Raw genomic sequence first — 24,627 nt, forward strand, 5'->3', positions numbered from 1 at the left:
TCCATTTTGTTAGCAATTAGTGTCCATCGAAAGATCATAAAAAAATGCCGCCCGAAGGCGGCATTTGGGTCTCGGACTGAGCGGCTTAGGTTCTACGCTCGGTGATTTCCGCAGGTAGATCAGCACGATGATAGATCATCGCTCCAAATTCCCGGGGATTGAACAATGGCTTAACGCCATACGCGTCCAACAAAGATTTCGCGGCAGACCTCTTGATCCGGTATTCCAGCTCAAGCCGGTGGCCGAACACGAAGCGTTCCCGAAACCGATCGAGCGCTTCAGGAAAAACCCATTTGCCGTATTCGCCCTGAACATCGACCACCTCGAGGAGAGAGCCACCCTCTCGCTCTCGGATCATAGAATTAATCGCCGCGCGGTTCAGACCCAACACCAGCATCGCCATCTCCGTGGACATCCCAGGCAACGGAAGAGCTTCAGGCGTGGAAAACTCCTTAGGATCGATGACCACCCCTCTGAACCCTGCAACATCCACCAACCGGAATACCCGACGAACCTGCCCGGAAAGCAAGCGGCGCAAGACTTGCTCATTCGTCAGGCGAGAGCGTTCAAGGCATTGGGAGATCGTCGCCATACCGGGAGGAACGCACGCGACCACTTTTGGCACAAGGCTGTCGAGCCGCCGCAGCAGTTCGCGCATCTCCCGTTCGTCGATGGACCGGCTGAGTTTCCCTCTGGCCTCACCGTCGAGGCGGACCTGCGATAGCGCCCCGATCTCAATGAGCGTCGACACCATCGGCCGCGATGCGTTCAGGATGTCACCCGCACGCGTGAACGGCACCGCCCAACGGATCCCGTCACTCGCCTTGCGACCCACCCTGGCATCAACGAGGAGCTCCCCACAGCTTCGCGACGCGGCCCCGCGCTCGAGGGCCCCGCGTGAGATCAGTACATCGCGCAGCGTCAGGGCATGCACACCATCCGACTTCGCCAAGGTCGTCACACTGCAAAGTGTGGGGTTTTGGATCACCTTCCCGAGGACGCTCTCGCCGGGGGCAACATCCATCGTATCGACGATATGACGGCGCAGGATTTCACGGATCTCCCCTGGGTCCTTGCGAAGCTTCTTTGAGGAAAGCCAGCGATAGAGCATCCCGAACACAGCCGTTCGGCTCAGCCACGCCCGTCCCCTGCCCTTGGCATCCTCCTGCAGGTGCTCCAGCGCCTTGCGGATACCGGGCTCTCCTTCGCTCACATAGGGCCACCCGGAATCTGCCGCCCGGACCCAGTCAAGCATATTCAGATCGCCCGGCTTCGCCTCGGAACCAAAGGCGAGGACCGCACCAAGCATTTCAGTTGCACGCACGGCCTGCTCGATTGATTGCCGATCCAACCATTCCGGCCCGTTGCCGCCCTGAAGCCGCGTTGTGACGTAGCCCTGAAGCCGCGATTGCGTTGCAGAAGAGGCGGCATCCGCCATGCGGAGAAGTTGCCCACGCGTCTCCGGCACGAGGACCGGCAACTCATGGAGGAAATTATCCCAATCGCCTCTCCTGCGCTCGATGAGCGGGAGCGAATGATGGGGGCAGATACGCACCGGCTGCAGCAGCCACTCGAGCCGGTGCATGCGAACCGTGGCACTGCGCCCGCCGCCGGCATCGTCCGCCGCCAGACACGCGGGACAAAAGCGCGTCACCGCCCCGGTGGTGAACTCTGCGCTGAAGGTCTCGTGGCGCAGGCGATACTGGCGGAGCCCGATCCGCGTGATGGCGTTGCGACGAAGGCGGGACACATCCTGGCCGGCCTTGGCAGACAGTCGCAGAAGCGCCTCCTCACATCCCGCGGAAAGGCGATTTTGCGCAATCCCCAAGTCATTGAGGAAGGGCACTAACCGCCCTCCAGTATGGAAGGCGGCAAGACGTGCAGTCCAAGACAGGACGGTTTCTTCGGCTTGGAACGGAAGATCGGGTCGAAGCTGCATCACGATCACCCCCTGCCCTTCCGACGCCGACGCGGCGAAGGCGCTTCCACCGCCTCTCCATCCGGTCGGAGGTTCCACCAATCCTCGATGAGGAACACATTGCGCTCGGACCCGGCGCCCTCATGCAGCGCGTAGGCTTCCGCGAAGTGATCGATATCCAGCTGATCCGCGCCGTCCATCAGCGCGCGTTCGATCGCATTCACGACGACCTCCACTGTCCGTCCGAAGCGATACCGCGCCGCATGGGTCACGCGCTCGACGAGATCCGTCTCGGCCGGAGGCGCGAGGCCTGCCCTTTGGCAGTAGGTTTCGATTAGACCGGCGATCTGGTCGCCGTCGGCTTTCGGATCGACCGGCGGCAGAATGAGGCTCGTGAACCTGCGTTGGACTTGCGGGTCGGAGCGCACGACCTCCGCGAGCGCGGACGTGCCCGACAGGATAACGATGACAGCGGCATCCCCCTGCATCAGCGATTTCAGGGCGCGTAGGATCAGGTTTCTGTCGGCACAGAACAGGTCGTGGGCCTCGTCGATCCAGATCGCCACGACCCCGAGCATGGAGATCCTCTCGCGCAGAAGCTCCATCATCGACCAGACTTCCCGGCTCTTCGAGACATCGGGATAGCCGCTGTCCTTGAGCAGCTCGCGCGTCATGCTCTTGAGGGTCGCCGGACTGGGCACCGCCGCGTCCAGATAGCGCTTCGACGCTCCCGGCTCAGCCTGAAGGGCCGCGCAGCGATCCAGGCCCCGCTGCACGAGCGTGGATTTGCCGCCACCCGGCTCGTCGACGACCATGATGCCCCGCGTTTCGCCCGTGGAGGTGAACCGCAAAGCGGACGGCAAAGGATTGCCGTCCGCGTCATGCGCCAGAAGTCGGTGGAGTTGGGACGCGAATTCCGCGTCCCGAGGGTTGGTCACGTGCAGCCCACGCAGGTCTTCGAGGATCCGCATCACCTTGCCCATATCTCTCATGGCTCAGTCCTCCACGTTCCAGTCGGACGATTTCCCCTTGCGTTTGCGCTTGGGTTTCGCGGCCGCCTCTTCCTTCTCCCGGGACGGAATGGACATGCCGGGCTTGCCATCGGCGGCAGGCGCCACATCGCTCGGCGTGCGGGTCGACTCCCTGAACCCCATGAAGAGGCGCTTTTCTGCCCGTGCGAGTTTCTCCTCGGTCCACTCCTCGACGAGAAGCCCCGCCAAAGCCATTGCCTGGGCGTTGCGGTCTTCAATGGCCTTGATCGCCGCGAAGATCGTGTCGTGATCGAACTCCTTGCGCCGCGGGTTTGCGCTCTTGAGCTGGCGGGCCGCCGTTAGCCAGGTTTGCGCGGCCACACCACTGTAACGCTTGTCGAGCGCAGGCACTTCGACCCACTCGCCACCGAGATAGACGAGGATCGCGCCGATGTCGCGCGGGTGCCACGCCACCTCGAGCTCGACCTCACCATCGGGGAGCATCCATCTTGCCAATTCATCCGAGTGGTAGCGCAGCCCCTGCACCGTGATCCCGCCCTTGTCGAGCTTACGGGTATGGCGGACACCGAAGATCAGCCGGAATTCCCGGTTCGAAGGCGACGGTGCAACGCCAGGCGTCTTCTCCAGACGACGCCAGCAGTTCAGCGGGGTTTCCCCCCCGAGACCGCGATGCGGCTGATTGTGGTAGATGTCCACGATCCAGCGCACCATGGCGAAAGCAAAGTCGTCGAAAGTGAGTGCTGCGCGGGCTTTCGGATCCGTATCCCCTTTTTCGAGAATGCTGGAGAAGGTGTGGCCTGCCAGGCGCCGCAGAAGCTTCACGGCAATCGTGCGGAACAAACGCTCGATGCGCGCGCGCATCTCAGGGGTCGCAGGCGGCGTGAACTCATGAGCGACGCCCAGATCCGCGCAGCCAGCCCGGAAGGTCTCGGAAATGAACGCCGAGCCATTATCCGTAGCAATCAGCTCCGGGCGGCCATGCATGTCCCAGGAGCCCTGCGCCCCCACCGCATCCGCCCACTTGCCCTTGTCCGAAACGATCATCTGAAGGACCTGTTTCGCGGCCGCCCCACCGGCTTCCCGGCTGATCGACATACCGACGATACAGCGCGTCGTGGCACAGATCGCGACCGTGATGATCCAACGCGCTTTCGATCCGTCGAGGCCAAGCGCTTTGCGCTCATCTTCGCTCAAAAATCCGTCCAAACCGGAGGACGCCATCAGGGTGATCGCATCGACGCGGTATTCGTCGATCTCGACGCGCTCCAGAGGCCGCGTGAGCATCAGCCCGTTTCCGACCGGTGCAAATTTCTTGCGCGCATAATCGAGCCCATCGCGTGCAACCGTGACCTGATAGAGGTCCAGAGACTTGATCGCATTTCGAACCGTCGACCGGCTGGGAGCGCGGAGCTCGGGCTGTCCCTCGGCGCGGAGCTCCGCGTTTCGCTCGTCAAAAGCACGCATGACGTCTTCGACGATCTTCGCTTCCGTAGGGCGCGTCTCGGACATGTATCCACGGACCTCTTGCATCATGAGCGAGATCTCTGCCGGCGTCATCCGATGACCACGGTTTCCTCGAGCGGCGATCCGGTCGGCAAGCCCGGCGGCGCCCGCCTCACGATATTGCTTAACCCAGCGGCGAAGGGTGCGAGCCGAAGGTGTCTTGAAGAAATTGTTCGTTTTCGTCTTATTGGGCAAATCGTGGTTGCACGACTGCTCGGCGAATTTTACCATCGTTTCCAGAAGCTTAGCTTTATGTGCTTCGATGGAGGCATCCGTAATCTTCATGCCGTCTTTCTGCAGCTCGAAATACGCCAGCACCCAAGCGTCGCGCTTGGCAAACGCGACACGCTGACGCTTCGGCAGTGCCGAAATCAGGAACTCCGCCTGCTTCAGACGCGCACGCGCCTGAGCGGGCAGGAAGTAGCCGCGTTGATGGGTGAGCCTTCCCTGCGCTGCATATTGGTTCAGCTCTTGATGGGTGAATTGGCGCGCACACCCGGAGCCATCGTCGTCCTGCAGAACCCAGCCATCCTCATTACAGTGGATGGGCCGCATCGAGATGTTGTCGATCGAGACACGATCGGCGGGATCGAACGCGAGGCGCTGCGAGGAGATGGCTTGGCCGAATTGAAGGGTCATTGGGTCACCTTTCTTGCTTTGAAGACACTGGAATTGAGGGAGATCTGCTCGTGGCGAACGAGTTTCAGATGGCCGGATTGGATGAGGCGGACGAAGGCGCGGAACCCATCGCCAGGCTCATTGAAATACGCGACCAGTTCGCCGAGCTTGCACAGGCCCGACATCGCATCATGGGTTTCGTGGGCCAGTCGGTCCGCAGCTGGCTCCGGTCGCCGATAGGCGAAGAAGAGCTTTGCGTTGAATAGATCGATCCGATCCAGGTTCTCGTCGGTCAGCAGCCGGACATCGTCCACGAAACCGCTTTCCCGCGCTTGCTCCGCGATCTGCGACATCTCGCGCAGAAAACGTTCGGACACGCGGGCCTGCGGCTTGACCGAATACGCGATCTGCGAGCCGTCGACTTCGGTGACAAAGAAGTCGAACCAATGCCGACGCATCTCGCCCTGCTCGTCTTCCCAGCCGAACCCCACCTGCTCGCGCAGGTCCGCCGTACTCTCACGCCCCATCAGTGTCAGGCACCAGCACAGCTCGAGGTGGCTTTCGAGATGCACAATCCGCCCTCCACCAGGCCCCACCGGGATCTGGCCCGTGCAGTGTTCACGGGAGCGAGCTACTCCCCATCTCTTGGACAGGATCTGACGTAAATTAAGCTACTCGTTGCACCTGCTGACCGGGTTGGTTGATATCATTTCTCTGCCAATACACCAGCGCCGGTGGCTTGCCGCCGAGGGCTGAGTGAGGGCGCTGGTGGTTGTAGAAGGTCATCCATTTCCGGATGGCCGCCTTCGTCTCCGATCCTGTCTCCCAAGCGTGCAGGTAGACGCACTCGTATTTCAGGGTGCGCCACAGCCTCTCGATGAAGATGTTGTCCAGGAAGCGGCCTTTCCCATCCATCGATATGCGCACGCCGGATCGACGCAGCGTGTCCGTCCAGGCGAAGGACGTGAACTGAGACCCTTGATCGGTATTCATGATCTCGGGCGGGCCGAACTTGTGGACGGCTTCGTTCAGCGCTTCGACGCAGAAGTCGGCCTCCAGCGTGTTCGAGATCCGCCAGGCCAAGACCTTTCGCGTGTGCCAGTCCATGATCGCAACGAGGTATAGAAATCCGCGCCTCATGGGCAGGTAGGTGATATCCGAGCACCAGACTTGGTTCGGGCGATCCACTCGCAGACCTCGCAGCAGGTAGGGATAGGTCTTGTGGCCCTTTGCGGGCCTGCTGGTGTTGGGCTTCTGGTAAATCGGCATCAGCCCCATCAGGCGCATCAGTCGCCGTATCCGCTTCTCGTTCACCAAGTGTCCGTCGTTACGCAGATGCCAGGTCATTTGCCGGACGCCGAAGAACGGGGTCTCCAGGAACTGCTCGTCGATCCGTCGCATCAGGCCGAGGTTCTGTTCGGTCTCGCCCTTGGGGGTGTAGTAGAAAGACGAGCGCGCGATCGACAGCAGCTTGCACTGCTGGCCGATCGACAGGTCCGGGTGGTGAGGCTCGATCATGCCGCGCCTCACTTCCCGCCCCAGGGCTTCAGCTTTCGTTCCAAAAAAGAGTTGGCCACCGCCAGCTCCCCGATCTTGGCGTGGAGCTCCTTCACCTGCTCCTCGTCGATCTCGGGCTTCTTGCGGCCCCCGCGCTCGAACACGCCGGACGCGCCTTCGAGCAGGGCCCGCTTCCATTGATGGATCATCGTCGGATGCACCCCGAACCGGCTCGCCAGTTCGGCCGCTGTCTCTTCACCCTTCAGGGCTTCCAGCGCGACCTTTGCCTTGAACTCGGGCGCGTGCTGCTTGCGTTTCGACATCTCTGATCTCCTTCTCGTCGAAGATCAGCAGACTGCAAATCGTAGCTTATGTCAGTGTCCGAATTTCAGGGGGTAGCTCAGTTTGCCGAGCAGGAATTGCAGGGCAACGCCTCGGCGAGCTACCCGGTGGGAACCACACAACATCTGCGATACTCGAAGAGCGAAACTGGCTTCACAGTTGGCGACGCCCTGATCGACTACGTGGAATGGAAGCGCATCGCTGGAACGAAGACGACATTTGAGACGCTTGTTGCGCTGATCAACTTTCATATCCTGCCGCACCTTGGAGCGGTTCAGCTCGACGAGCTGACCGGCAACACAATCACCAAGTTCTGTCGTGTCATCCTTGAGACGCCACCCAAGCGGGGGAACCAGGCCCTCAAGGCAAGGGTAAAGATTGAAAGCCTCGACCCGGATGCATTGCGCCGCCGGAAAGGAACACTGAACACGCTGCTGGGGATATTGCGAATTGCTATGCAGATGGCATGGGAGAACGGCCACACCGCCTCAGAGCGGTCTTGGCGCTGCATCCACCGCGTCCCGAATTTGGAAGTTCCTCTTCAGATCTTCCTCACACGCGCACAGTGTCGTGAGCTTATAGCCGCATGCCGCCCAGATCTCGCGGACTTGGTGCGGGCAGCGCTTTACACGGGCTGTCGCGTGTCCGAGCTTTCAGCGCTTCGCGTGTGCGATGTCGGCAAAGACATCTTTGGCATTTACGTTTCCTCCCCCAAAGGCTGGCGACCACGCTATGTGTATCTCCCCGAGGAAGGGATGCGATTTTTCTTGGCCAAATGCGCCGGGAAAGCAGACGATGACATCGTCTTTCGCACTGGCGCAGGCCAAATCTGGAAAACCCGTCACAAGCATCTCTTCAAAGCAGCTGTCGAGAAGTCCGGGCTGCCGCATGAATTCGTGTTCCACGGGTTGCGGCACACCTATGCCAGTCAGCTTGTGCAAGCCGGTGCGCCGCTTGCCATCGTCGCGCGTCAACTCGGCCACGCGAACACTGACACGGTGAGCCGGACTTATGGCCACCTTTCCTTCGAAAGTATCGAGCGTGAGCTCGCTCTACGATTTGCGACACTGGAAGATCAGCCTCGTGAGCATGATGAGCGGATGCGGTCTTTACGGAAATCGCTTCAAGCTGCGCCTCCCCCGGTCCCCGCCTCTTCGTGGCCGCGAAGCAACTTCGCGCGGTGCCGAGGCGACGAGCTTCAGTTCATGAGCAGACGTGCTCGTAAGTATATTTCTGCTATATCCACCCAACAATGCGCAGACACATAGGTATTCAGTAGCGCATAACGAGGGGCGAGCGAAAGTCTGCACGTGAAAGCAAGGGACTCGGTCCCGGATAAATCCTACGAACACGATAAAATCGGCAAGACGCGATAGACTGGTGGGTTGAGTTTCACTACGTTGAAGCTGCCAGGGTTCCGTGAGGATGGAAGCCTTTGGGCGAAAGTCGAACTTCTGAACGTTGAGCGTATTAAAGTGAAAAAAAGAGTAATAATACATATCGGCCCGCACAAGACGGGAACAACATCTGTTCAGAAGTTCCTACTTGGCAATAAGGATAGTTTATTCCAAGAAGGCTTTCTTTTTCTGCACGACGAAGACACCCACGATGCGGCCATCTCGCTTGCGAAGGAAAAATTCGAAGACGCCGAAAGAAAGCTTGAGGAAATTTCTGAAACAATAAAGAATTCAACCTGCAATACGATTATATTAAGCCAAGAAGATTTTTGTGGGGACATCCCTGGCCGGTCTAAGAGACGAGAGGTATACTCAAAAATCACAAAAAACTTACGCATAATTATGCGTGCCCTACGGCCTCACGATGTACGTTTCATTTTCTTCGAGCGCAACGAAGAAGATTGGTTGAAAAGTTGCTATCACCAATCATTAAAATATCGCACGGACTTCCACGACTTTCGAGATTTCCATACGAGGTTTTCGACTGACTTTTCCTGGGCGCAAAAACTCGAGAAACCGCGGAGCGTTTTTGGCGAGCGATTCATAGTAGAAGATTACTACAAAGATGTGGGCGACGGAATCAGCAAAATTCTCAAACTTGCAGGAGCATCGAATATACATCTGCCAACCCCCCCTCAAAGAGTAAATTCGGCACCGTCCATAGAAGCATCTCAGCTGTTGGAGCGTGTCAATAAACTCTCGAGCTTTAAGGCGACGGCTTGGTTCTCGAAGAAACTCATTTTGGCTAATTGGAAGCCGCGCCCATTAAATGAAACATCGTCACCGCCTGCTGCCAAGTCAAATGAGCTAGCTGCGGTAGCGTTTCCGGCACTTTCGATGAGATCTGCTTCTAGGTTTGCACCACAAGATGTTATCGATCTTCTCCCCGCGCAGGATGTCGACCTATCTCAATACCTATTTGATATCCTTCCAACTGAAGTCGAGCTTCCCTCGGAATCTCGTGCGAACATGGCAGATCAGTCACGAATTCTTGACTATCACCTCAGAGGAAAATCCAGACTCGCCAAAATCAATGCTCTTGCTATCAGCTATTTGCGCCGCGATACGCAATACACGCAAAAAGCTTCATTGATTTTTCACCGAATTTGGCGCGAGCATGGAATTCAGTTAGTTAATGAATTGTCAACGCGCTGGCTGATATCCACTCTCCAAACCTTTTTAGATCATGGATTAAATGAAGCTCAGAGACAGATTGGCGCAAGCGGCTACTTTTATGCAAACATGATGAAGATCTATGAAGGCGAGCGCGCGATCGAGGGCGCTGAGCAAAACGCGACATACTCAGAAGCATCACCGCAAACACCAAACGAATTTCGCGGCCTCGATCGGTATAGCGTAGGTGGCACAGACCTTCTACTAAATACCAACGCTCTCCTGTTGGACCTCGCTAGAAGCGATGATGTCGCTGGCTTAGTAATGATGGAGTTTTTGCTTCGAGTTAAGAACTCAGGAAACGTATTTACTAGAATGGACAAAACGCGGAAAGAGAAAGACATATCCGTTAATGGCTTTGAGGACACCTGGTCGTTCTTTGAGTGAAGCTAAGGGTAATAACTAGGAACTTGCGACATCTGGCTTGGCGGACGAACGAGAGTAACTCCCTCCATTTTAGAAAGCCGCTGCAAATCGAGTTCATATTGAACGTCGAGCCTCTCAATGGTTTCAAATGAAAGACCCGGCAAAGATTCGCTATCCAGAGGACTTTGACGCTCTGGAAAAGCGGAGGCAATCAACTCCTTTAAATCCAGAATAAGATCGAAATCGTCTACCCGCAGCAACTCTCCGATAAAGGACAACGCGATTTCCCTGGGGCGCTCAAAGTCCCAAACCATAATCTGAAATTCCGGCACAATTTCTTTTATTCGCTCGATAAGACTCGACCACGAGGGCACGGTCCGCGCCTCTGAGAGAGCATCAATATTATTTTTGGAGCGAACGAACTCATAAAAGTAGTCAAGCTGACTCGTGATCGCAAAATGAAGCATCACAGAGTGACCAGAAAAAATCTCCGCGACCCGAGAAACTCGAGCCTCGGTTTGCGGAAGAACTTTGTCTTTCAGGAAAGAATCTTCTGCAACGCCAAGCAATGCATCCTGACTTATCGCAACGGTATTAAACTTCGAAAAATCAGAAAGAATTTCTTCAACGGCGCTCCAGGATTCAGTATCCAACGCGGCCTCACGCCACCTCGTATTTATTAGCTCTCTGAATCGCTTTTTCCAGATGGGGCGCGAAATGATTGCCGACGAACTTTGGTCTTCGAGAATTCTCGACTTATCAACAGAATGCAGTAGGTCAGAAGCAACGCCCGGTATTCCAGCGTGTAGGTTAAACATCCACGGATTTCTCGCCACTAAACTCAGGGAAACCATGCGCCGCAATGCTCTCTCTTCCACTAGCGATTGCTTCCAGGAGTTCGGCGCGGCGCGTAGCGCTTTGAGTTGCCGCTTGGCACATCAGATCCATAGCTTGCCAAGCGCGATCTCGCTCTGCGAGCTCTTCATCTGTCAACCTGCACAGTGTGTCGTCTGCCGAAATAAGAGCGATCAGGAGTGGCAGAACTTCTTCTGCTCTTTCCAACAATGTTTCGGTGTTTAAATCGGTGCGCGCAAAATCAATCACTAATCGAGAACCGGTGACTTCCAAGTCGACTTTTTTCACTTCGACACGCTCCTTACCTTGAACGTTTACGCCCTGCATCGCTACCTGTCGGCAATCTAGCGCGAAGTCAGGTGAATGGCCACCTTAGGCTCAGGACTCATAGCCAGTAGATGACCGTGGCGGCGAGAGCGATGGCCGAGAGGAAGACCTTCGGGCACCTATCGTATCGCGTGGCTACCCGCCGCCAGTCCTTGAGTCTGCCGAACATAATCTCGATCCGGTTGCGGCGTTTATAGCGGCGCTTGTCATACTTCACCGGTGTCTTCCGCTGCTTACGGCCCGGGATGCAGGCGCGTATCCCCTTGTCTTTCAACGCTTCGCGGAACCAGTCGGCGTCGTAACCGCGATCCCCGAGCAGCCAGTCGACATCCGGAAGACTGTCGCAAAGCGCCCGGGCACCGATGTAATCGCTGACCTGTCCTGCCGTTACGAACAGGTTGAGAGGGCGTCCCTGGCTGTCGCAGATGGCATGCAGTTTCGTGTTCATGCCGCCCTTGGTCCGTCCGATCAGGCGGCCGCGCCCCCCTTTTTGACGCCCAGACTGGACGCCGTGCGGTGGGCCTTCAGGTAAGTGGCGTCAATCATCACGGTCTTCTTCTCGCCATGCCCGGCAGCCAGTCCGGCCATCATCTTCGCGAAGATGCCTTTGTCGCTCCAACGCTTCCAACGGTTATAGAGCGTCTTGTGGGGGCCATACTCCTTCGGCGCATCTCGCCATCGCAACCCATTACGATTGATGAAGATAATACCGCTCAGGACGCGCCGATCATCGACGCGCGGCTTACCATGGGACTTCGGAAAGTAGGGCTCCAGACGCGCCATCTGCGCATCGCTCAGCCAGAATAGATCAGACATGTCACCGCTCTGTTTTCGTGCGGTGAATCATGCCCTTCTGCTGAAATCAATGGGTCCTGACCCTAGGGCACCTATCCTCAAGGGCCGCGGCATCGTTGCCGTTTATGCTGCGACCACCTCAGGAGACCATAGTGATGAACTAGTCCACGAATACGCGCAACGCACGGTTTGGGGACGACGGAGGCTCCTCTGAGCTGCCCGCGATCAGAGACCGGTCTGGATTGCGATGCCTCTCGTTTACGGTCGACGAGTAGCGCCCTGTTGACCTCCGCTCGTTGCGCATCTCGGTTATTCGTGGCTGCGAAGCGAATGGCTACTGTTTCTCTGAGCGGCCGCCTCATCATCTCTTTACTCATCTGCCGTTTGTCCCAACCCATCTGAATGTTGTCGGCGGGTTTGCAGTAGCTTGGAGGCACCTAGACCAATCAGGTATGGAAAGGACATTGAAATGGGCAAAGGACAAGGAAACGGCGGCGGTTGGCCGTCCACAACAGGCAACCCGAGTGGCGGCGGGCGTTCTAACGGGGAAAGCAAGGGGAAATAGACGAACACTGCGCCCCTCACGCGAACCTGTGGGGGGCGTTTTATGCGCGCGCTTGACGCACCAAATGAGACCAAAACGCCAACCCATCATCAAAGGCCCTATCCAAATCCGCCGAAGGATACTTATCACGCAGCTCAGACAGGCCTACCTCCTTGGAAAACTGCAGGAATCCCAGAACTAATCCAACGCACCATGCGACCGCCGCCAACTCTTCCGCGCGATTGGGATGCTCTTCCTCCGCATCAAAATTCGCGGCAAATGCGGCTTCCAAGAGAGTGCGATGCCGATCCAATACGCGCGCGGTGAGCCTTTTCTTACCGCGATCCAAGGCACTTAATTCGTCCGCAACCGTTTGCATCGGCCCACCATCTGGGTCTCCGCTAACCAGAAACGTCGCAACGTTTTGATACACGGGCTTTGGCCCTCTCTTAGGTGCCGTTTTCGGTTGCGGAGTGAAGACTTGTAGCCAAGAAACCCATGCGCCTCCGAGCTGGTCAGCGCGTGCGGGGACAAGGTTTTCAATGTCGATTCTTGACCAAATACCGTCGCTTGAAATGAGAGCCACCACCCACAGAAAGAACACGGCATCACTGGTGACCAAACGCTCAACACGCTCAATTTCCGTCTCGTTGGGCACGGGAATGAGAGGTTTACCAGCTCCCAACCACGGATAATACAGGAAATCCTTACGCGTAGCTTTTCCGCTTCGTGAACCCACTGCGAGCTTCTCCGCCCGCTCAATCATCTCCAAGATGGAGTCGCGCTTCCTCGGACTAGATTGCTTCACAGGCGGCGAAAGCAAAATCGAGACATCGTTGGTAATCGGCAAATCCGACAATGACGACATTTGAAGCGCCTTTATTTCCCTGTAGGCTTGAGGATCTGAAGACTTGCTTCCGTGATACCGTTGGATTTCTCGGCTAAGACGTGTTTCTGTCTGAATTCCCTTCAAGCCATCCGCGCTAAGCGTTCGTGCAAGGGCTCGGTAAAGCCTGACGCTTTCCTTATCCGCGTCATCCCGACTCCCAAGGAACTCTGCGGGCCCGATGTCGCCCAACTCGTTGGTGGTCCCGTTGCAGGTGCCAAACTTGAGAAAGAGGCGTAGGTAACATGGAAAAATGAACATTCGGTTCTCTACGAAATAGACGTCTACAGCAGATCCAAACGCTTACTTGCATTCTTGCGTGTAAGAAACCATCAGCATCGCTTGCATCACCGAACCGTATTTCGAATTGTTTTCCGTTCTAGACCGGCCCTGAGCCGACCCTGTCTCCAAACATGATGAAAGTCCGCCCCCAGCCCTGAGCAGCCTTCCGTGCCGGACGCAGAATATCGCTCCACCCAGCCCGAAGCCGCGAGACAAACTAAACGCCGCTCCGCGCAGCACTCAGCCCCATGCGGACGGTCGCGGGCGACGCGCTCCCCGACCCTGAGGGCTGCGCCCGTGGAGGCAGCGCCAGCCCGACCGGCGGGGGCGCGTTCGGGGATTGGACGTAACCGCCCGATTGAGACCGCAGGTTACTTCTGAAGCATAGGGGCGACCAAGATGATCGCCATGCCGGTGAGGCAAAAGATTGCGCCGATGATATCCCATCGGGTCGGGACCTGCCCCTCTACGGCCCAAAGCCATGCGATAGATGCTGTGATGGATATGCCGCCGTAGGCCGCATATGCACGACCGGTGACCTGCCCCCCCCTTGGGTCCCTCGTTCATAACGAGAGTCTGCAGTTTGCTGCTCCGCTCCCCAAGGTTGGATCACCGGAAGCTGGAATTTCCCGGCTCTTACTACGAGGGGGGACGGAAATCTGGAAAGCGCACGGCGCTTGCGAGGAGTTCGCTCACCGCGTGACGTAGCTGCCGAACCTAAAGAAGACACTTACAACAGAAAATCACGCCGCATTTCAGGGCGTCGCGTCTGCAAAGGCACCCTGATGCCAACACGGTTCGGGCCTGCACTGCGGGTCCGATTTTCTGCATGCAATTTGATGCAGACACGCCTCTTTCAACCGACCTTGGACTCGCCGCATGAAGCGCTGCAGAAGTCCACTGTGGTCTCGGCCCGGCCATGCGGTGTCGCGGCAAGCCTTTCTTGAGACCCGCCCGGACGCATCGACGCGCTCCGGCCCTTTGCTGCCGTTGAGCTTACCCAACGTTTATGCGGTGCAGCCCGTTAGAGCCGCCATTCGCTGCGAGCGCGAGAATTCGAAATGGCCCATTCACACAGTGCGAGAAATCACCGCCATTAATATAATACGAATTGGCCCCCACCTCAGAAAACACCACTGTTTATGCAAGGGGAAATCGAACCTGACGCCACCTCAGTTTATGCGCATTTTTCCGAGCTGCGATCTTCGCCCCTGAATACCAAGATATTCTGGCCGACATTTGTTTTCGGTTGTGTCGCCCTTGGTAGCTTCAGGCTCCAAATTCTTTTTGCTTTCTCTCAATAAATGGTCCAATTTCAGCCAAAGGATCGCCCCCTTTCTGCGCTCTCGCAGCCAATTCCTTTAGCACCTCTCTTCCGACTCTTACTGTTGGGTTTCCCTTCCGGACCAACTCCGGATCAAACTCAATAGAATTAGACCACATACGATTTTTCCGGATCCATTTCTCAATATTGGCAGGTGCATCTTGCCTACGGATGCAGAAATCAGCGGCCATGCCTGCGAGCAGGTCCGCCAACTGAATTGTCGGGTGTTGTTCTGAAGATCCGAACTCAAGTGGGGCAACGAGATTTCCTCGCAAATGAGCAGTGGTTCGGCCATTCGTTACTGGCACGGACTGCTCCTGACCCACCCACGCGTCGAAAAAATCGGCCATTGGGGCAAGTGGTTTCGAGTCGTCGCACAAGACCCGGAGCTTCGGGTGCCTATGTCCCCACCATTGAAAAAGCAAGCTGAACAAAGATGACGAAGTCAAATCCAATGCCCATTTTCCTGTTTCATCATTCTCTGGTCGAAGGTGTTCAGTCGCTGCCTCGATTTGATCTGCGTATCCCAAACAGAAGTTCTGGATACGCTGCATCTCGATCGGATATTGATCACCAGTGCCGAATAAATCTGGCGCATCAGCCGGATCAAAAGAGCGCATGAATGCCTGCATCTGGGCGCTAAGACCCGAGTAGTCGGCCCCGCTTTTCCACATCAGTGAGGTTAACGCATTCATCATGTAGCGGTGAAAGTCTATACGGTAGAACGCCAGGCTATTTTGAGCGAGAACCGGCTCAAAGAAATACTCAAAAAACTTGCCGGCCAACGCAGCGCGCTTATCGAATGTAACGACCCTCGACCTTTGGTTCGAAATTTCGCAAATTCGGTTTGATAGGCGTGCCCAGTCGCCACGTTTCTTGAGCCGGGTTGCTTTCAATTCACGACCCTGAAGGCCAAATTCGGTCTTAAGTTTATCGAGGAAGCCCGCCGCTTCTTCTGGCGACAGGTCATGTGAGGCGTAAACGAAATAGGGTTGACCTTCATTTAGAAGATCTGGGCCAGTGAAGCCCGACTCATCGAATGAAATTAGCGTTCCTACCTGTTCTATGCCGGCCATGATCACTCCCGTGCGTGCTGATCTTGAACCTGCTTCTACGCAAAAATGCGGCGCGTGAACACATAAGAGTAATAGCTTCTTGGTTGCTGCGGTGCGGTGCAAGGTCCGCGCTCGAAGTGATTTGAATGTCGGCTTCCAACCTCGCAGTTTGGATTTGTCGCCACTGCGGCGAAGGCCGGCTTTCCGCCCGAACCACCTGACTCGTCAGTATCGGGTGGACGCGCCATGTAATGCCGATGTCGCTACGATCGTCACCTGGCCGCCGTCATGGCTATACGATAATGATATCCTCAAGAAACGCCTTCTTCAATTGAGTGTAAGCTCCGAAGCATAGCGTAGGGGATTGTCTGAGCGAGGACGGTCTGGCTCACGCCGAGCGGGCCTCCAGAGTCATGGGTTTGCCACAATCGGACGGAGGCATCAGGCGCACTCCTTAACAACTTCGCAAGAAAATCTTGCAATTTTCGCGCCTGCAAGCTAACTGGCTAAGTCGGATGTAGGGTGAAGCAAATGGTCATAACGGAGCGGCTCAAGCACCTCAGAGAGAGTCGATCGATGTCGCAAGAGCAGCTCGCTGAGTTGCTGGGCTTCGAAAGCAGGCAAATCGTCTCAAGTATAGAAACTGGCCATAGAAAGGTCAGCGCAGAGGAGTTGGTTCGCTTTACTTCAATCTTTGAGGTGGGCTTGGACTATTTCACTGACCCTTATCTAATTGCCGGCAAGGGACTTTTTTCATGGAGGCAGACCGGTGTGGACTCCGCGCGCCTGGACGCTTTTGAAGTAAAGGCGGGACGGTGGATTGGTGCTTATCGCTTATGGTGTGATCAACTTGGCCAGAACGCACACGCCCTGCAAAAAGAGGTTAGATTGACGCGTTCGTCCTCGTTTGAAGAGGCAATTTCCGCAGGTGAGGCGGTCGCGAAAGAACTCGATCTTGGTGACGTTCCCGCAGACCGACTGAGGGCTGCTGCCGAAGAAGAACTCGGTGCTATCGTACTCATGGCGGACACAGAGCCAGGAATTTCAGGCGCTGCCTGCCGCCTTCCTGAATTGAACGCAATAATTATCAATCGGAATGAGCCGCCATCTCGGCGGAATTACGATTTGGCCCATGAGATCTTCCATTTACTTACATGGGAAGCGATGCCACCTGAGCATATTGATGGCTCCAACCCAAAGAATAAGCGCGTAGAGCAGCTTGCAGATAACTTCGCGTCTGGAATTCTGATGCCATCGTATGTGATGCAGCGCTACTACGGAAAGATTCGCTATGATGACGATCAGTTCATTGATTGGCTTAATGAGGCGGCAAGTGAAATAAAAGTGTCGTCCGCAGCATTTCTTTGGCGTCTGGTCAACCATCAAGAAGTTCCGAAAAGTTTTGCCAAGGAAATAATGGGAACAGACTGGCTTTCGTTCAATGGCGGCCGATTGAAGGACGAGGAGCCGCCCGAGCTGTTTAGCTCAAAATTTCTATCTATACTTGCGCGGGCTCTTCACAAGGCTCTGATTTCTGAGCGCCGGGTCTCAACCTTACTTGATGTATCTCTCGATGAACTCGAAAGCATCTTTCAGAAACATGACATTGAGAGCCCGCTGGTTCTGTAATGAAGCGTGGTGATGTTCTTCTCGTCGATACTTGTGCGATCATTGAGGCTCATCGCACGGGCTGCTGGAATGCGCTCACAAAGAACTTTCTTGTAGAAACTGTCGATGAATGTGTCGTCGAGGCCCAGACAGGGAAAGCACAACGCATCTATCCGCCGGTTTCGGACCATGAGCTGCGAGCAGCGTTTCACAAGATCTATACCGTGAGTGAAGTCGACCGCGCGACCTTTGAGCTTGGAAAGCCAGAGGGCGTTCCGGAACTTGACCCTGGCGAGCGAGACTTGTGGGTGCATGCGTGGAAAAGACCCGACGCTTGGTGCCTCTGCGGGCCGGACAAAGCGAGTATGAAAGCGGGCTTCATACTTGGCCACCGGGAAAGGCTAATTTCACTTGAAGCACTACTTCATTGTATTGGCGTAACTAAGAGCATCAAGCAGCATTATTCGGCCCGATGGTTGGAAGAAGTTTTGTACAACCTCAGCCAAGGGCTGCTTTAGATAGAGGTTACGATTTATGGAGGCTAGGAACCAACAAGAGCAGCCCAGCAACAAATGTTGCGTGTGGATTTCGACGGCACCGTGAAGAAATTCAGCGCTGCTTTCCCAGAGGGCGTATAGCTTGCCAATCCATCCGTCCACGCGTTGATGCGACTTGGAGTAGCGCTGCGCAATCTTCTTTTTCGCGCATTGCTGCCGTTTATGGCCGGCGCAGCGAAGGTCCGCTTGCCGCCCTACTCCGCCATTTTACTCTCCCCTTTCATTGCAATGTCGGGCGGGTCTCGTGCGCCACTAGAGCATCGATCAGCTTGATCACCGCGCGCAGATCCCAGCCGCGCTCGGCGCCTCGCAGCATGTCCGCCAGCGCGTCGAGCGTATCCGCCGGCAGGCCGCGCGCCGTCCCCTCCCGGCGCGCGAAATACGCCAGATGCGCGCTAGAGAGCAGCGGGATATCGAGCACGCGACAGCGGCTCAGCAGCGGCGCTGGCACGGCCCGGCGATCGTTCGAGGTCAGGATCCAGCTGATCCAGCGCATATCGAAGCGCACCCGGTAATAGGGGCAGTTCCAGGTCCGGGCGCTGAGGGGTTCCAGCAGCGGCAAGAGCGCGTTGCTCAGCGCAAAGCTGAAGCCCTTGCTCGAACGCACATCGCCCACCTTGTCCACCTCGTCGATCACGATGACCGGGTTGCCCACGCGCTGATGCAGGATGAGCTCCACAGGCCGGCCTGGATGGGCCGTCGACCAGCCTTTCTGGCTGCCCGCAACCGCGAAGCCCGCCGGTTCGTTCGCTGCGTCGATCAGTTCCGAGGGCGTGCCGATCAGCTCCGCCAATCGCCGTGCCCAATGGCTCTTGCCGATGCCCGGAGGTCCATCAAGGAGGAGCGGCGGCAGGCGCAAGGCCGGAGCACCCTCGCGCACACTCTCACGCATCGCATTCCAGGCGATCTCGCTCGCGCGGGCCATCCAGGGCATCTCCTCGTGCAGAGTTGCAGCGATCTCGTCGGCGCGGTGTTCATTCGCGAGCTGTTCCATGCGCACGCCGTGTTTGAGCCCCGCTAGCGTCTCACGTGCCTCTCGACCCAGATGTGCCATTCCCGACGCGCTGAGCCGCCGATCGGCGAGCGCAGAGGCCCGACGCCGGATCCTGTCGGCATCATGCAAGCCGGGGCGACAGGCGCGCATCGCGTCGTCCCAGCGGTCATCATCGTGCGCAGCCTCAAAGTCAGCCGGATCGTGGCCCTGCGCCACCCAGCGCAGCTTGCGCAGAAATCTGGTGAGATGCGCCTCGATCTTCGCAGGCGAGGTCTCGAGATCGAAGCGTAGATCGCAGATCGGGAAATGGTCGGACATGGCAGGCTCCTTCTGGTCAGGCGGCACCCGCCGCTGACGCCCCGCGCGAGACGGCTGTTCGCGAGGCGTTAATGATGAGGAACCCGGGTTTGGGTGGAGGTTAAGTCGATTTCCCGAGGCGACGTCAACCGGTCCGGAGCGTCGGCAAACCGGTCAGAAACCTCCTTTGCCGGAGACAGACCAAAGCATTGAAACAAAAGAAAAACCACCGAAGGCAGAACCTTCGATGGTCACTTTATGCTTTCCGGAATGGACAAAAACCTACCGGAATGGACATTTTATGCGGCGCTCAATATTTCTGGCTTCAACTCACCCGGCTCAGCCGCATTTGGAGTGGCCGCAATCGGCGCAGGTCATGCAGCCTTCGACCATCCGCAGGGCGTAGGAGCCGCAGGACGGGCAGGCTTTGCCGCGGGGGGCTTCGCCGATGGCCATGCGGTCGGCCTCGGGGTCGGATTTCAGGCCCAGCCCTTCGCCTTCGAGGAAACCGATCGAGATCATGTGACGCTCGATCACGCCGCCGATCGCCGCGAGGATCGAGGGGATGTATTTGCCCTGCATCCAGGCCCCGCCGCGCGGATCGAACACGGCTTTGAGTTCCTCGACCACGAAGGAGACATCGCCCCCGCGCCGGAACACCGCCGAGATCATCCGGGTCAGCGCCACGGTCCAGGCGAAATGCTCCATGTTCTTCGAGTTGATGAAGACCTCGAAGGGACGACGATGGCCGCCTTGGACGATGTCGTTGATCGTGATGTAGATCGCGTGCTCCGAGCCCGGCCATTTGATCTTGTAGGTCGAGCCTTCCAGCGCCGCGGGACGGTCCAGCGGCTCGGTCAGGTAGACCACATCGGCGCCCTCATCGACTTCCGGCGCGGCCTCGGAGGTCTCCGACACGCTCAGGACCGAGCCCGTCACGTCGTTCGGACGGTAGGTGGTGCAGCCTTTGCAGCCGGTGTCCCAGGCTTCCATATAGACCGACTTGAACGCCTCGAAGGGGATATCCTCGGGGCAGTTGATGGTCTTGGAGATCGAGCTGTCGATCCATTTCTGCGCCGCGGCCTGCATGCGCACGTGATCCATCGGCGCGAGGGTCTGGGCGTTGACGAAATAGTCGGGCAGCGGTTTGTCCCCGAACTTGTCGCGCCACATCTGCACAGCGTAATCGACGACCTCTTCCTCGGTGCGCGAGCCGTCGGGCTGCAGCACCTTGCGCTTGTAGGCATAGGCGAAGACCGGCTCGATGCCACTCGAGACGTTGCCCGCGTAAAGCGAAATGGTGCCCGTGGGCGCGATCGAGGTCAGCAGCGCGTTGCGGATACCGTGTTCGCGGATCGCCTCGCGGACGTCATCGTCCATCTGCATCATGTTGCCCGAGGCGAGGTATTTCTCGGCATCGAACAGCGGGAACGGCCCCTTCTCCTTCGCGAGATCAACCGAGGCGAGATAGCTCGCGCGTGCGATCTGCTTCATCCAGACTTCGGTCTGCGCGGCCGCCTCTTCCGAGCCGTAGCGCAGGCCCAGCATCAGGAGCGCGTCGGCCAGACCGGTCACGCCCAGACCGATGCGACGCTTGTTCTGCGCCTCTTCGCGCTGCTGCTCCAGCGGGAAGCGCGAGGCGTCGACCACGTTATCCATCATGCGGATCGCAAGGCGCACCATCTCGTCGAGCTGCTCGGGGTCCAGACCCGCATCCGCCTCGAACGGGTTCGTCACGAGCCGCGCGAGGTTGATCGAGCCCAGCAGGCACGCGCCATAGGGCGGCAGGGGCTGCTCGCCGCAGGGGTTGGTCGCGGCGATCTGCTCGACATAGTTGAGGTTGTTCATCTTGTTGATGCGGTCGATGAAGATCACGCCCGGTTCGGCATAGTCATAAGTCGCGCGCATGATCTTATTCCAAAGATCGCGGGCGTTCAGCGTGTGATAGACCTTGTCGCCGTATTTCAGATCCCACGGACCATCGGCCTTCACGGCCTCCATGAACGCGTCGGTCACCAGCACGGACAGGTTGAACATCCTCAGACGGGCCGAATCCTGCTTCGCGGTGATGAAGCTCTCGATATCGGGGTGATCGCAGCGCATCGTCGCCATCATGGCGCCGCGCCGCGAGCCCGCCGACATGATCGTGCGGCACATCGCATCCCAGACATCCATGAAGCTCAGCGGGCCGGAGGCGTCGGCGGCAACGCCCTTCACCTCAGCGCCGCGCGGGCGGATGGTAGAGAAGTCGTAGCCGATTCCCCCGCCCTGCTGCATCGTTAGCGCGGCTTCCTTCAGCATATCGAAGATGCCGCCCATGTTGTCAGGGATCGTTCCCATGACGAAGCAGTTGAACAGCGTCACCGCGCGGCCGGTGCCGGCACCCGCGGCGATCCGGCCTGCGGGGAGATATTTGAAATCTTCCAGCGCGCCGTAGAATTTCTCTTCCCATTTCGCGGGCTTATCTTCGACCTCGGCCAAGGCGCGCGCGATCCGGCGCCAGCTATCCTCAACGGTCGCGTCGATCGGGGTCCCGTCCTGTTCCTTCAGACGGTATTTCATGTCCCAGATCTGTTCGGCAATCGGGGCGGCAAAACGGCTCATGAGGTCCTCGTTGGCAGCAGTTCGAGTGAGGTAAAAATCGAAAGCCCCCTCCGCATATCGTGCGTCGGGGGCGGGCTGACACTATACCTAAGGCCTCTTCGCATGACCAGACGCAAATCGGACATTGCCGTCGCGAGACCGAAAACCTAATTAGGGAGCATGGGTGACAAAGTGGTGAATCTGATCAAACTGTGCGTCGGCGCCGAGAAGGTCGAGGACCTGATCGCGTGGCAGGCCAGCCGATACGGCAAGGGTCCGGCCATGCATGTCACGCGCATGTGGCCGAAACGCGCAGACGAGATCCTGAACGGCGGGTCGCTATACTGGGTCTTTAAGGGCGCGGTGCTGGCGCGCCAGCGCGTGCTGGAACTGTCCGAAGTGATGGGCGCCGACGGCATCGCGCGCTGCGCGATCGTGCTCGACCGCGAGGTTGTCCGCACCGAGGCGCTGATGCGCCGCCCCTTCCAGGGCTGGCGCTACCTCAGCCCCGAGGATGCGCCCCGCGATCTGCCCAAAGGCCGCACCCGCGAAGAGGCCCTGCCCCGCGACCTTGCCGTGGCGCTGTCCGAGATCGGCCTGCGTTAAGCGGCGAGCCAGCTTTCCGCCTCTCCTTGCGCGGTGAAGATGCGAAATGCGCCGCCCTCGCCCTGCATGCTCGCCTCGGAGCGCATATCCTCCGGCACGACCAGCGCGCAGCGCCCGGCCTGACCGTCTTCGCAGCTTTGGCGCAGCCCGCCGATCAATTCCGCCATGTAGCCATCGAAGCGCGGCGCGACGACGACCATCATCCGATCCGCGGACCCGACGAGGCGCATCGCCTCGGTCACATCATGTTTAAGAACAGTGCCGGAGGCGATCAGACCGACCACGCCTTCGGGGCTATCTTCCATCGAGTCGATCATCGTGGAATTCCTTTGTTCGAACACCAGTCGGCGAGGCGTTGCGCCTCACCTCCAAGCTGAACGGAAGGGTGTTCGCCCCGGTTCCGCCCGGAGGCGGCACCGTCAACGAAGCTTGATCTAGCCGCGCAGCGATTGCACCCGCGCGACAAGCTGCCGGGTGGAGCCGTCCTTGCCCTCGCCCGCATCCTCGCCCTTCAGCACCGGGGCCAGCGCGAGCGCCAGTTCCTTGCCCAGCTCCACGCCCCATTGATCGAAGCTGTTGATGCCGAGGATCACGCCCTCGACGAAGACGCGGTGCTCGTAAAGCGCGACGATCCCGCCGAAGACTTCCGGCGTGAGCTTCGGATAAAGCAGCGTCGTCGACGGCCGCGAGCCTGGGAAGACACGGTGCCGCGCCTGACGGTCCAGCTCGTCGCCCTCGAAGCCTTTTTTGCGCATGATCTCGGTCGCCTCGGCCAGCGAGCGGCCCCGCATCAGCGCCTCGGATTGCGCCAGACAGTTCGCCACGAGCAGTAGATGCTGATGCGCCAGATCGGGCTCGTGCCCCTCGGCGGCGACCATGAATTCGCAGGGAATGACCCGCGTACCTTGGTGGATCAGCTGGTAGAACGCGTGCTGACCGTTGGTACCCGGCTCGCCCCAGACGACCGGCCCGGAATTGTAAGGCAGGTCCTTGCCATCCATGCTGACGCGCTTGCCGTTGCTCTCCATCTCCAGCTGCTGAAGATAGGCGGGCAGTCGCGCAAGCCGTTGATCATAGGGCAGAACCGCGCGCGTGGCATAGTCGCAGAACTGGTTGTGCCAGATACCGACCAGAGCCAGCAGCACCGGCAGGTTGTCCTTGAATTCGGCCTTGCGGAAATGCGCATCCATCACGGCCGCGCCCTTGAGGAAGTCGGCGAACCCCTTCGGCCCGATCGCGATCATCAGCGACAGCCCGATCGGCCCCCACATCGAATAGCGCCCGCCGACCCAATCGGCGAAGCCGAAGACGCGGGCCTGATCGATCCCGAAGGCAGCAGTCTTCTCAGCCGAGGTCGAGAGCGCCGCGAATTGCTGCGCCGGGTCCGCGACCTTCTCGGCCATCCACCGTTTCGCGGTCTCGGCATTGGTCATCGTCTCGATCGTGGTGAAGGTCTTGGAAGCGACGATCACCAGCGTCGTTTCCGGGTTCAGACCGGCCAGCGTGTCATGGATATGCGCCCCGTCAACGTTGGAGACGAAATGGCAGCGCGGCCCGTCGTGATAGGGCGCGAGCGCCAGAGTCGCCATCGCCGGGCCCAGATCCGAGCCGCCGATGCCGATATTCACCACATCGGTAATCGCACCGCCCTGCCCCGTGAACTTGCCCTCGCGGACATCGCGCGCGAACGCTTCCATACGGGCATAGGTCGCGCGGACCTCGGGCATGACGTTCTCGCCATCGACGAACACATCCGTGTCGAGATTGCGCAGCGCGGTATGCAGCACCGCGCGGCCCTCGGTATCGTTGATCTTCTCACCGGTGAACATCGCCTCGGCACGGGCCGCGACCTCCTTCTCCTCGGCCAGCTTCACCAGCAGATCGAGCGTCTCCGCATCGATATTGGTCTTGGAGAAATCGAACAGAAACGGCCCGGTTTCGCGGCTGAACCCCGCTGCGCGATTACCCTTTTCGAACAATTCTCCGATTTCGCGGGATTGTACGGATTGCGCCTTGTCGAGGAGGTCTTGCCAGATGGTCATCGCTTG

The 24,627-nt window shown here is 58.2% G+C and carries 19 protein-coding genes and 1 pseudogene; 5 read left to right on the top strand and 15 right to left on the bottom strand.

Annotated features, from left to right (window positions below; translation table 11 throughout):
* Positions 1-85: 85 nt before the first annotated feature.
* The 5 genes from AC2TZ7_RS15660 to AC2TZ7_RS15680 form a co-directional block, all read right to left on the bottom strand.
* Positions 86-1,939 (bottom strand): TniQ family protein, encoded by a 1,854-nt coding sequence (locus AC2TZ7_RS15660; protein ID WP_489866825.1) that lies wholly within the window; start codon positions 1,937-1,939, stop codon positions 86-88.
* A 5-nt stretch (positions 1,940-1,944) separates the two neighbouring features.
* Complete coding sequence (locus tag AC2TZ7_RS15665; RefSeq protein WP_489864940.1) at positions 1,945-2,901, bottom strand: TniB family NTP-binding protein; 957 nt, start codon at positions 2,899-2,901, stop codon at positions 1,945-1,947.
* 12 nt (positions 2,902-2,913) lie between these two features.
* Entirely contained in the window at positions 2,914-5,052 is a 2,139-nt protein-coding gene (locus AC2TZ7_RS15670) for a transposase (RefSeq protein WP_489864941.1), read from the bottom strand.
* Positions 5,049-5,603: a hypothetical protein gene (locus AC2TZ7_RS15675; protein WP_489864942.1), complete on the bottom strand. Its 555-nt coding sequence runs from the start codon at positions 5,601-5,603 to the stop codon at positions 5,049-5,051. Before AC2TZ7_RS15675 ends, AC2TZ7_RS15670 begins: the two co-directional genes overlap by 4 nt.
* 94 nt (positions 5,604-5,697) lie before the next feature.
* Positions 5,698-6,851, bottom strand: a protein-coding gene (locus tag AC2TZ7_RS15680; protein ID WP_489864349.1) for an IS3 family transposase whose coding sequence is annotated in 2 segments (ribosomal slippage) — positions 5,698-6,599 and positions 6,599-6,851 — 1,155 coding nt in all. Because the reading frame shifts where the segments join, the coding sequence is not laid out codon by codon here.
* 48 nt (positions 6,852-6,899) lie between these two features.
* Between AC2TZ7_RS15680 and AC2TZ7_RS15685 the strand changes: the two genes are divergently transcribed.
* Entirely contained in the window at positions 6,900-8,138 is a 1,239-nt protein-coding gene (locus tag AC2TZ7_RS15685) for a tyrosine-type recombinase/integrase (protein WP_489864943.1), read from the top strand.
* A gap of 117 nt (positions 8,139-8,255) precedes the next feature.
* Positions 8,256-9,887, top strand: coding sequence for a hypothetical protein (locus tag AC2TZ7_RS15690; protein ID WP_489864944.1), 1,632 nt, complete (start codon positions 8,256-8,258; stop codon positions 9,885-9,887).
* A gap of 2 nt (positions 9,888-9,889) precedes the next feature.
* Here AC2TZ7_RS15690 and AC2TZ7_RS15695 read toward each other — a convergent pair whose 3' ends face one another.
* The 6 genes and pseudogenes from AC2TZ7_RS15695 to AC2TZ7_RS15720 form a co-directional block, all read right to left on the bottom strand.
* On the bottom strand, positions 9,890-10,519 hold the full coding sequence (locus tag AC2TZ7_RS15695) for a hypothetical protein (RefSeq protein WP_489864945.1): 630 nt from the start codon (positions 10,517-10,519) through the stop codon (positions 9,890-9,892).
* A gap of 157 nt (positions 10,520-10,676) precedes the next feature.
* A complete protein-coding gene (locus tag AC2TZ7_RS15700) occupies positions 10,677-11,009 on the bottom strand; it encodes a hypothetical protein (protein WP_143594888.1) in 333 nt (110 codons plus the stop codon).
* Between the two features lie 97 nt (positions 11,010-11,106).
* Positions 11,107-11,864 (bottom strand): IS5 family transposase gene (locus tag AC2TZ7_RS15705; protein WP_134330913.1). Its coding sequence is split into 2 segments (ribosomal slippage): positions 11,107-11,543 and positions 11,543-11,864, totalling 759 coding nucleotides; the frame shifts between segments, so codons are not numbered across the junction.
* 584 nt (positions 11,865-12,448) lie between these two features.
* Complete coding sequence (locus AC2TZ7_RS15710; RefSeq protein WP_489864946.1) at positions 12,449-13,534, bottom strand: hypothetical protein; 1,086 nt, start codon at positions 13,532-13,534, stop codon at positions 12,449-12,451.
* Positions 13,535-13,926: 392 nt separating this feature from the next.
* Positions 13,927-14,079: pseudogene (locus AC2TZ7_RS15715) on the bottom strand (YnfA family protein); the annotation flags it as partial.
* A 745-nt stretch (positions 14,080-14,824) separates the two neighbouring features.
* Entirely contained in the window at positions 14,825-15,955 is a 1,131-nt protein-coding gene (locus tag AC2TZ7_RS15720) for a DUF3800 domain-containing protein (RefSeq protein WP_489864947.1), read from the bottom strand.
* 510 nt (positions 15,956-16,465) lie between these two features.
* Here AC2TZ7_RS15720 and AC2TZ7_RS15725 point away from each other — a divergent pair.
* Both AC2TZ7_RS15725 and AC2TZ7_RS15730 read left to right on the top strand, forming a co-directional pair.
* The gene (locus AC2TZ7_RS15725; RefSeq protein ID WP_489866826.1) at positions 16,466-17,563 is read left to right on the top strand and encodes a helix-turn-helix domain-containing protein; all 1,098 of its coding nucleotides are present in this window, start codon (positions 16,466-16,468) and stop codon (positions 17,561-17,563) included.
* Entirely contained in the window at positions 17,563-18,060 is a 498-nt protein-coding gene (locus tag AC2TZ7_RS15730; RefSeq protein ID WP_489864948.1) for a hypothetical protein, read from the top strand. The genes AC2TZ7_RS15725 and AC2TZ7_RS15730 overlap by 1 nt, the downstream gene beginning before the upstream one ends.
* A gap of 259 nt (positions 18,061-18,319) precedes the next feature.
* On the opposite strand, the gene AC2TZ7_RS15735 is transcribed toward AC2TZ7_RS15730, so the two are convergent.
* On the bottom strand, positions 18,320-19,411 hold the full coding sequence (locus AC2TZ7_RS15735; protein ID WP_489864949.1) for an AAA family ATPase: 1,092 nt from the start codon (positions 19,409-19,411) through the stop codon (positions 18,320-18,322).
* A gap of 318 nt (positions 19,412-19,729) precedes the next feature.
* The gene (locus tag AC2TZ7_RS15740) at positions 19,730-21,994 is read right to left on the bottom strand and encodes an adenosylcobalamin-dependent ribonucleoside-diphosphate reductase (RefSeq protein WP_489864950.1); all 2,265 of its coding nucleotides are present in this window, start codon (positions 21,992-21,994) and stop codon (positions 19,730-19,732) included.
* A 159-nt stretch (positions 21,995-22,153) separates the two neighbouring features.
* Here AC2TZ7_RS15740 and AC2TZ7_RS15745 point away from each other — a divergent pair, with 159 nt between their 5' ends.
* Complete coding sequence (locus AC2TZ7_RS15745) at positions 22,154-22,579, top strand: DUF1489 family protein (protein WP_489864951.1); 426 nt, start codon at positions 22,154-22,156, stop codon at positions 22,577-22,579.
* On the opposite strand, the gene AC2TZ7_RS15750 is transcribed toward AC2TZ7_RS15745, so the two are convergent.
* Entirely contained in the window at positions 22,576-22,896 is a 321-nt protein-coding gene (locus AC2TZ7_RS15750) for a hypothetical protein (protein ID WP_098411486.1), read from the bottom strand. The genes AC2TZ7_RS15745 and AC2TZ7_RS15750 overlap by 4 nt on opposite strands.
* 117 nt (positions 22,897-23,013) lie before the next feature.
* Positions 23,014-24,621: a glucose-6-phosphate isomerase gene (gene pgi / locus AC2TZ7_RS15755; protein ID WP_489864952.1), complete on the bottom strand. Its 1,608-nt coding sequence runs from the start codon at positions 24,619-24,621 to the stop codon at positions 23,014-23,016.
* Between the last annotated feature and the right edge of the window lie 6 nt (positions 24,622-24,627).

It is taken from the genome of Thioclava sp. ISO4 (assembly GCF_058105145.1).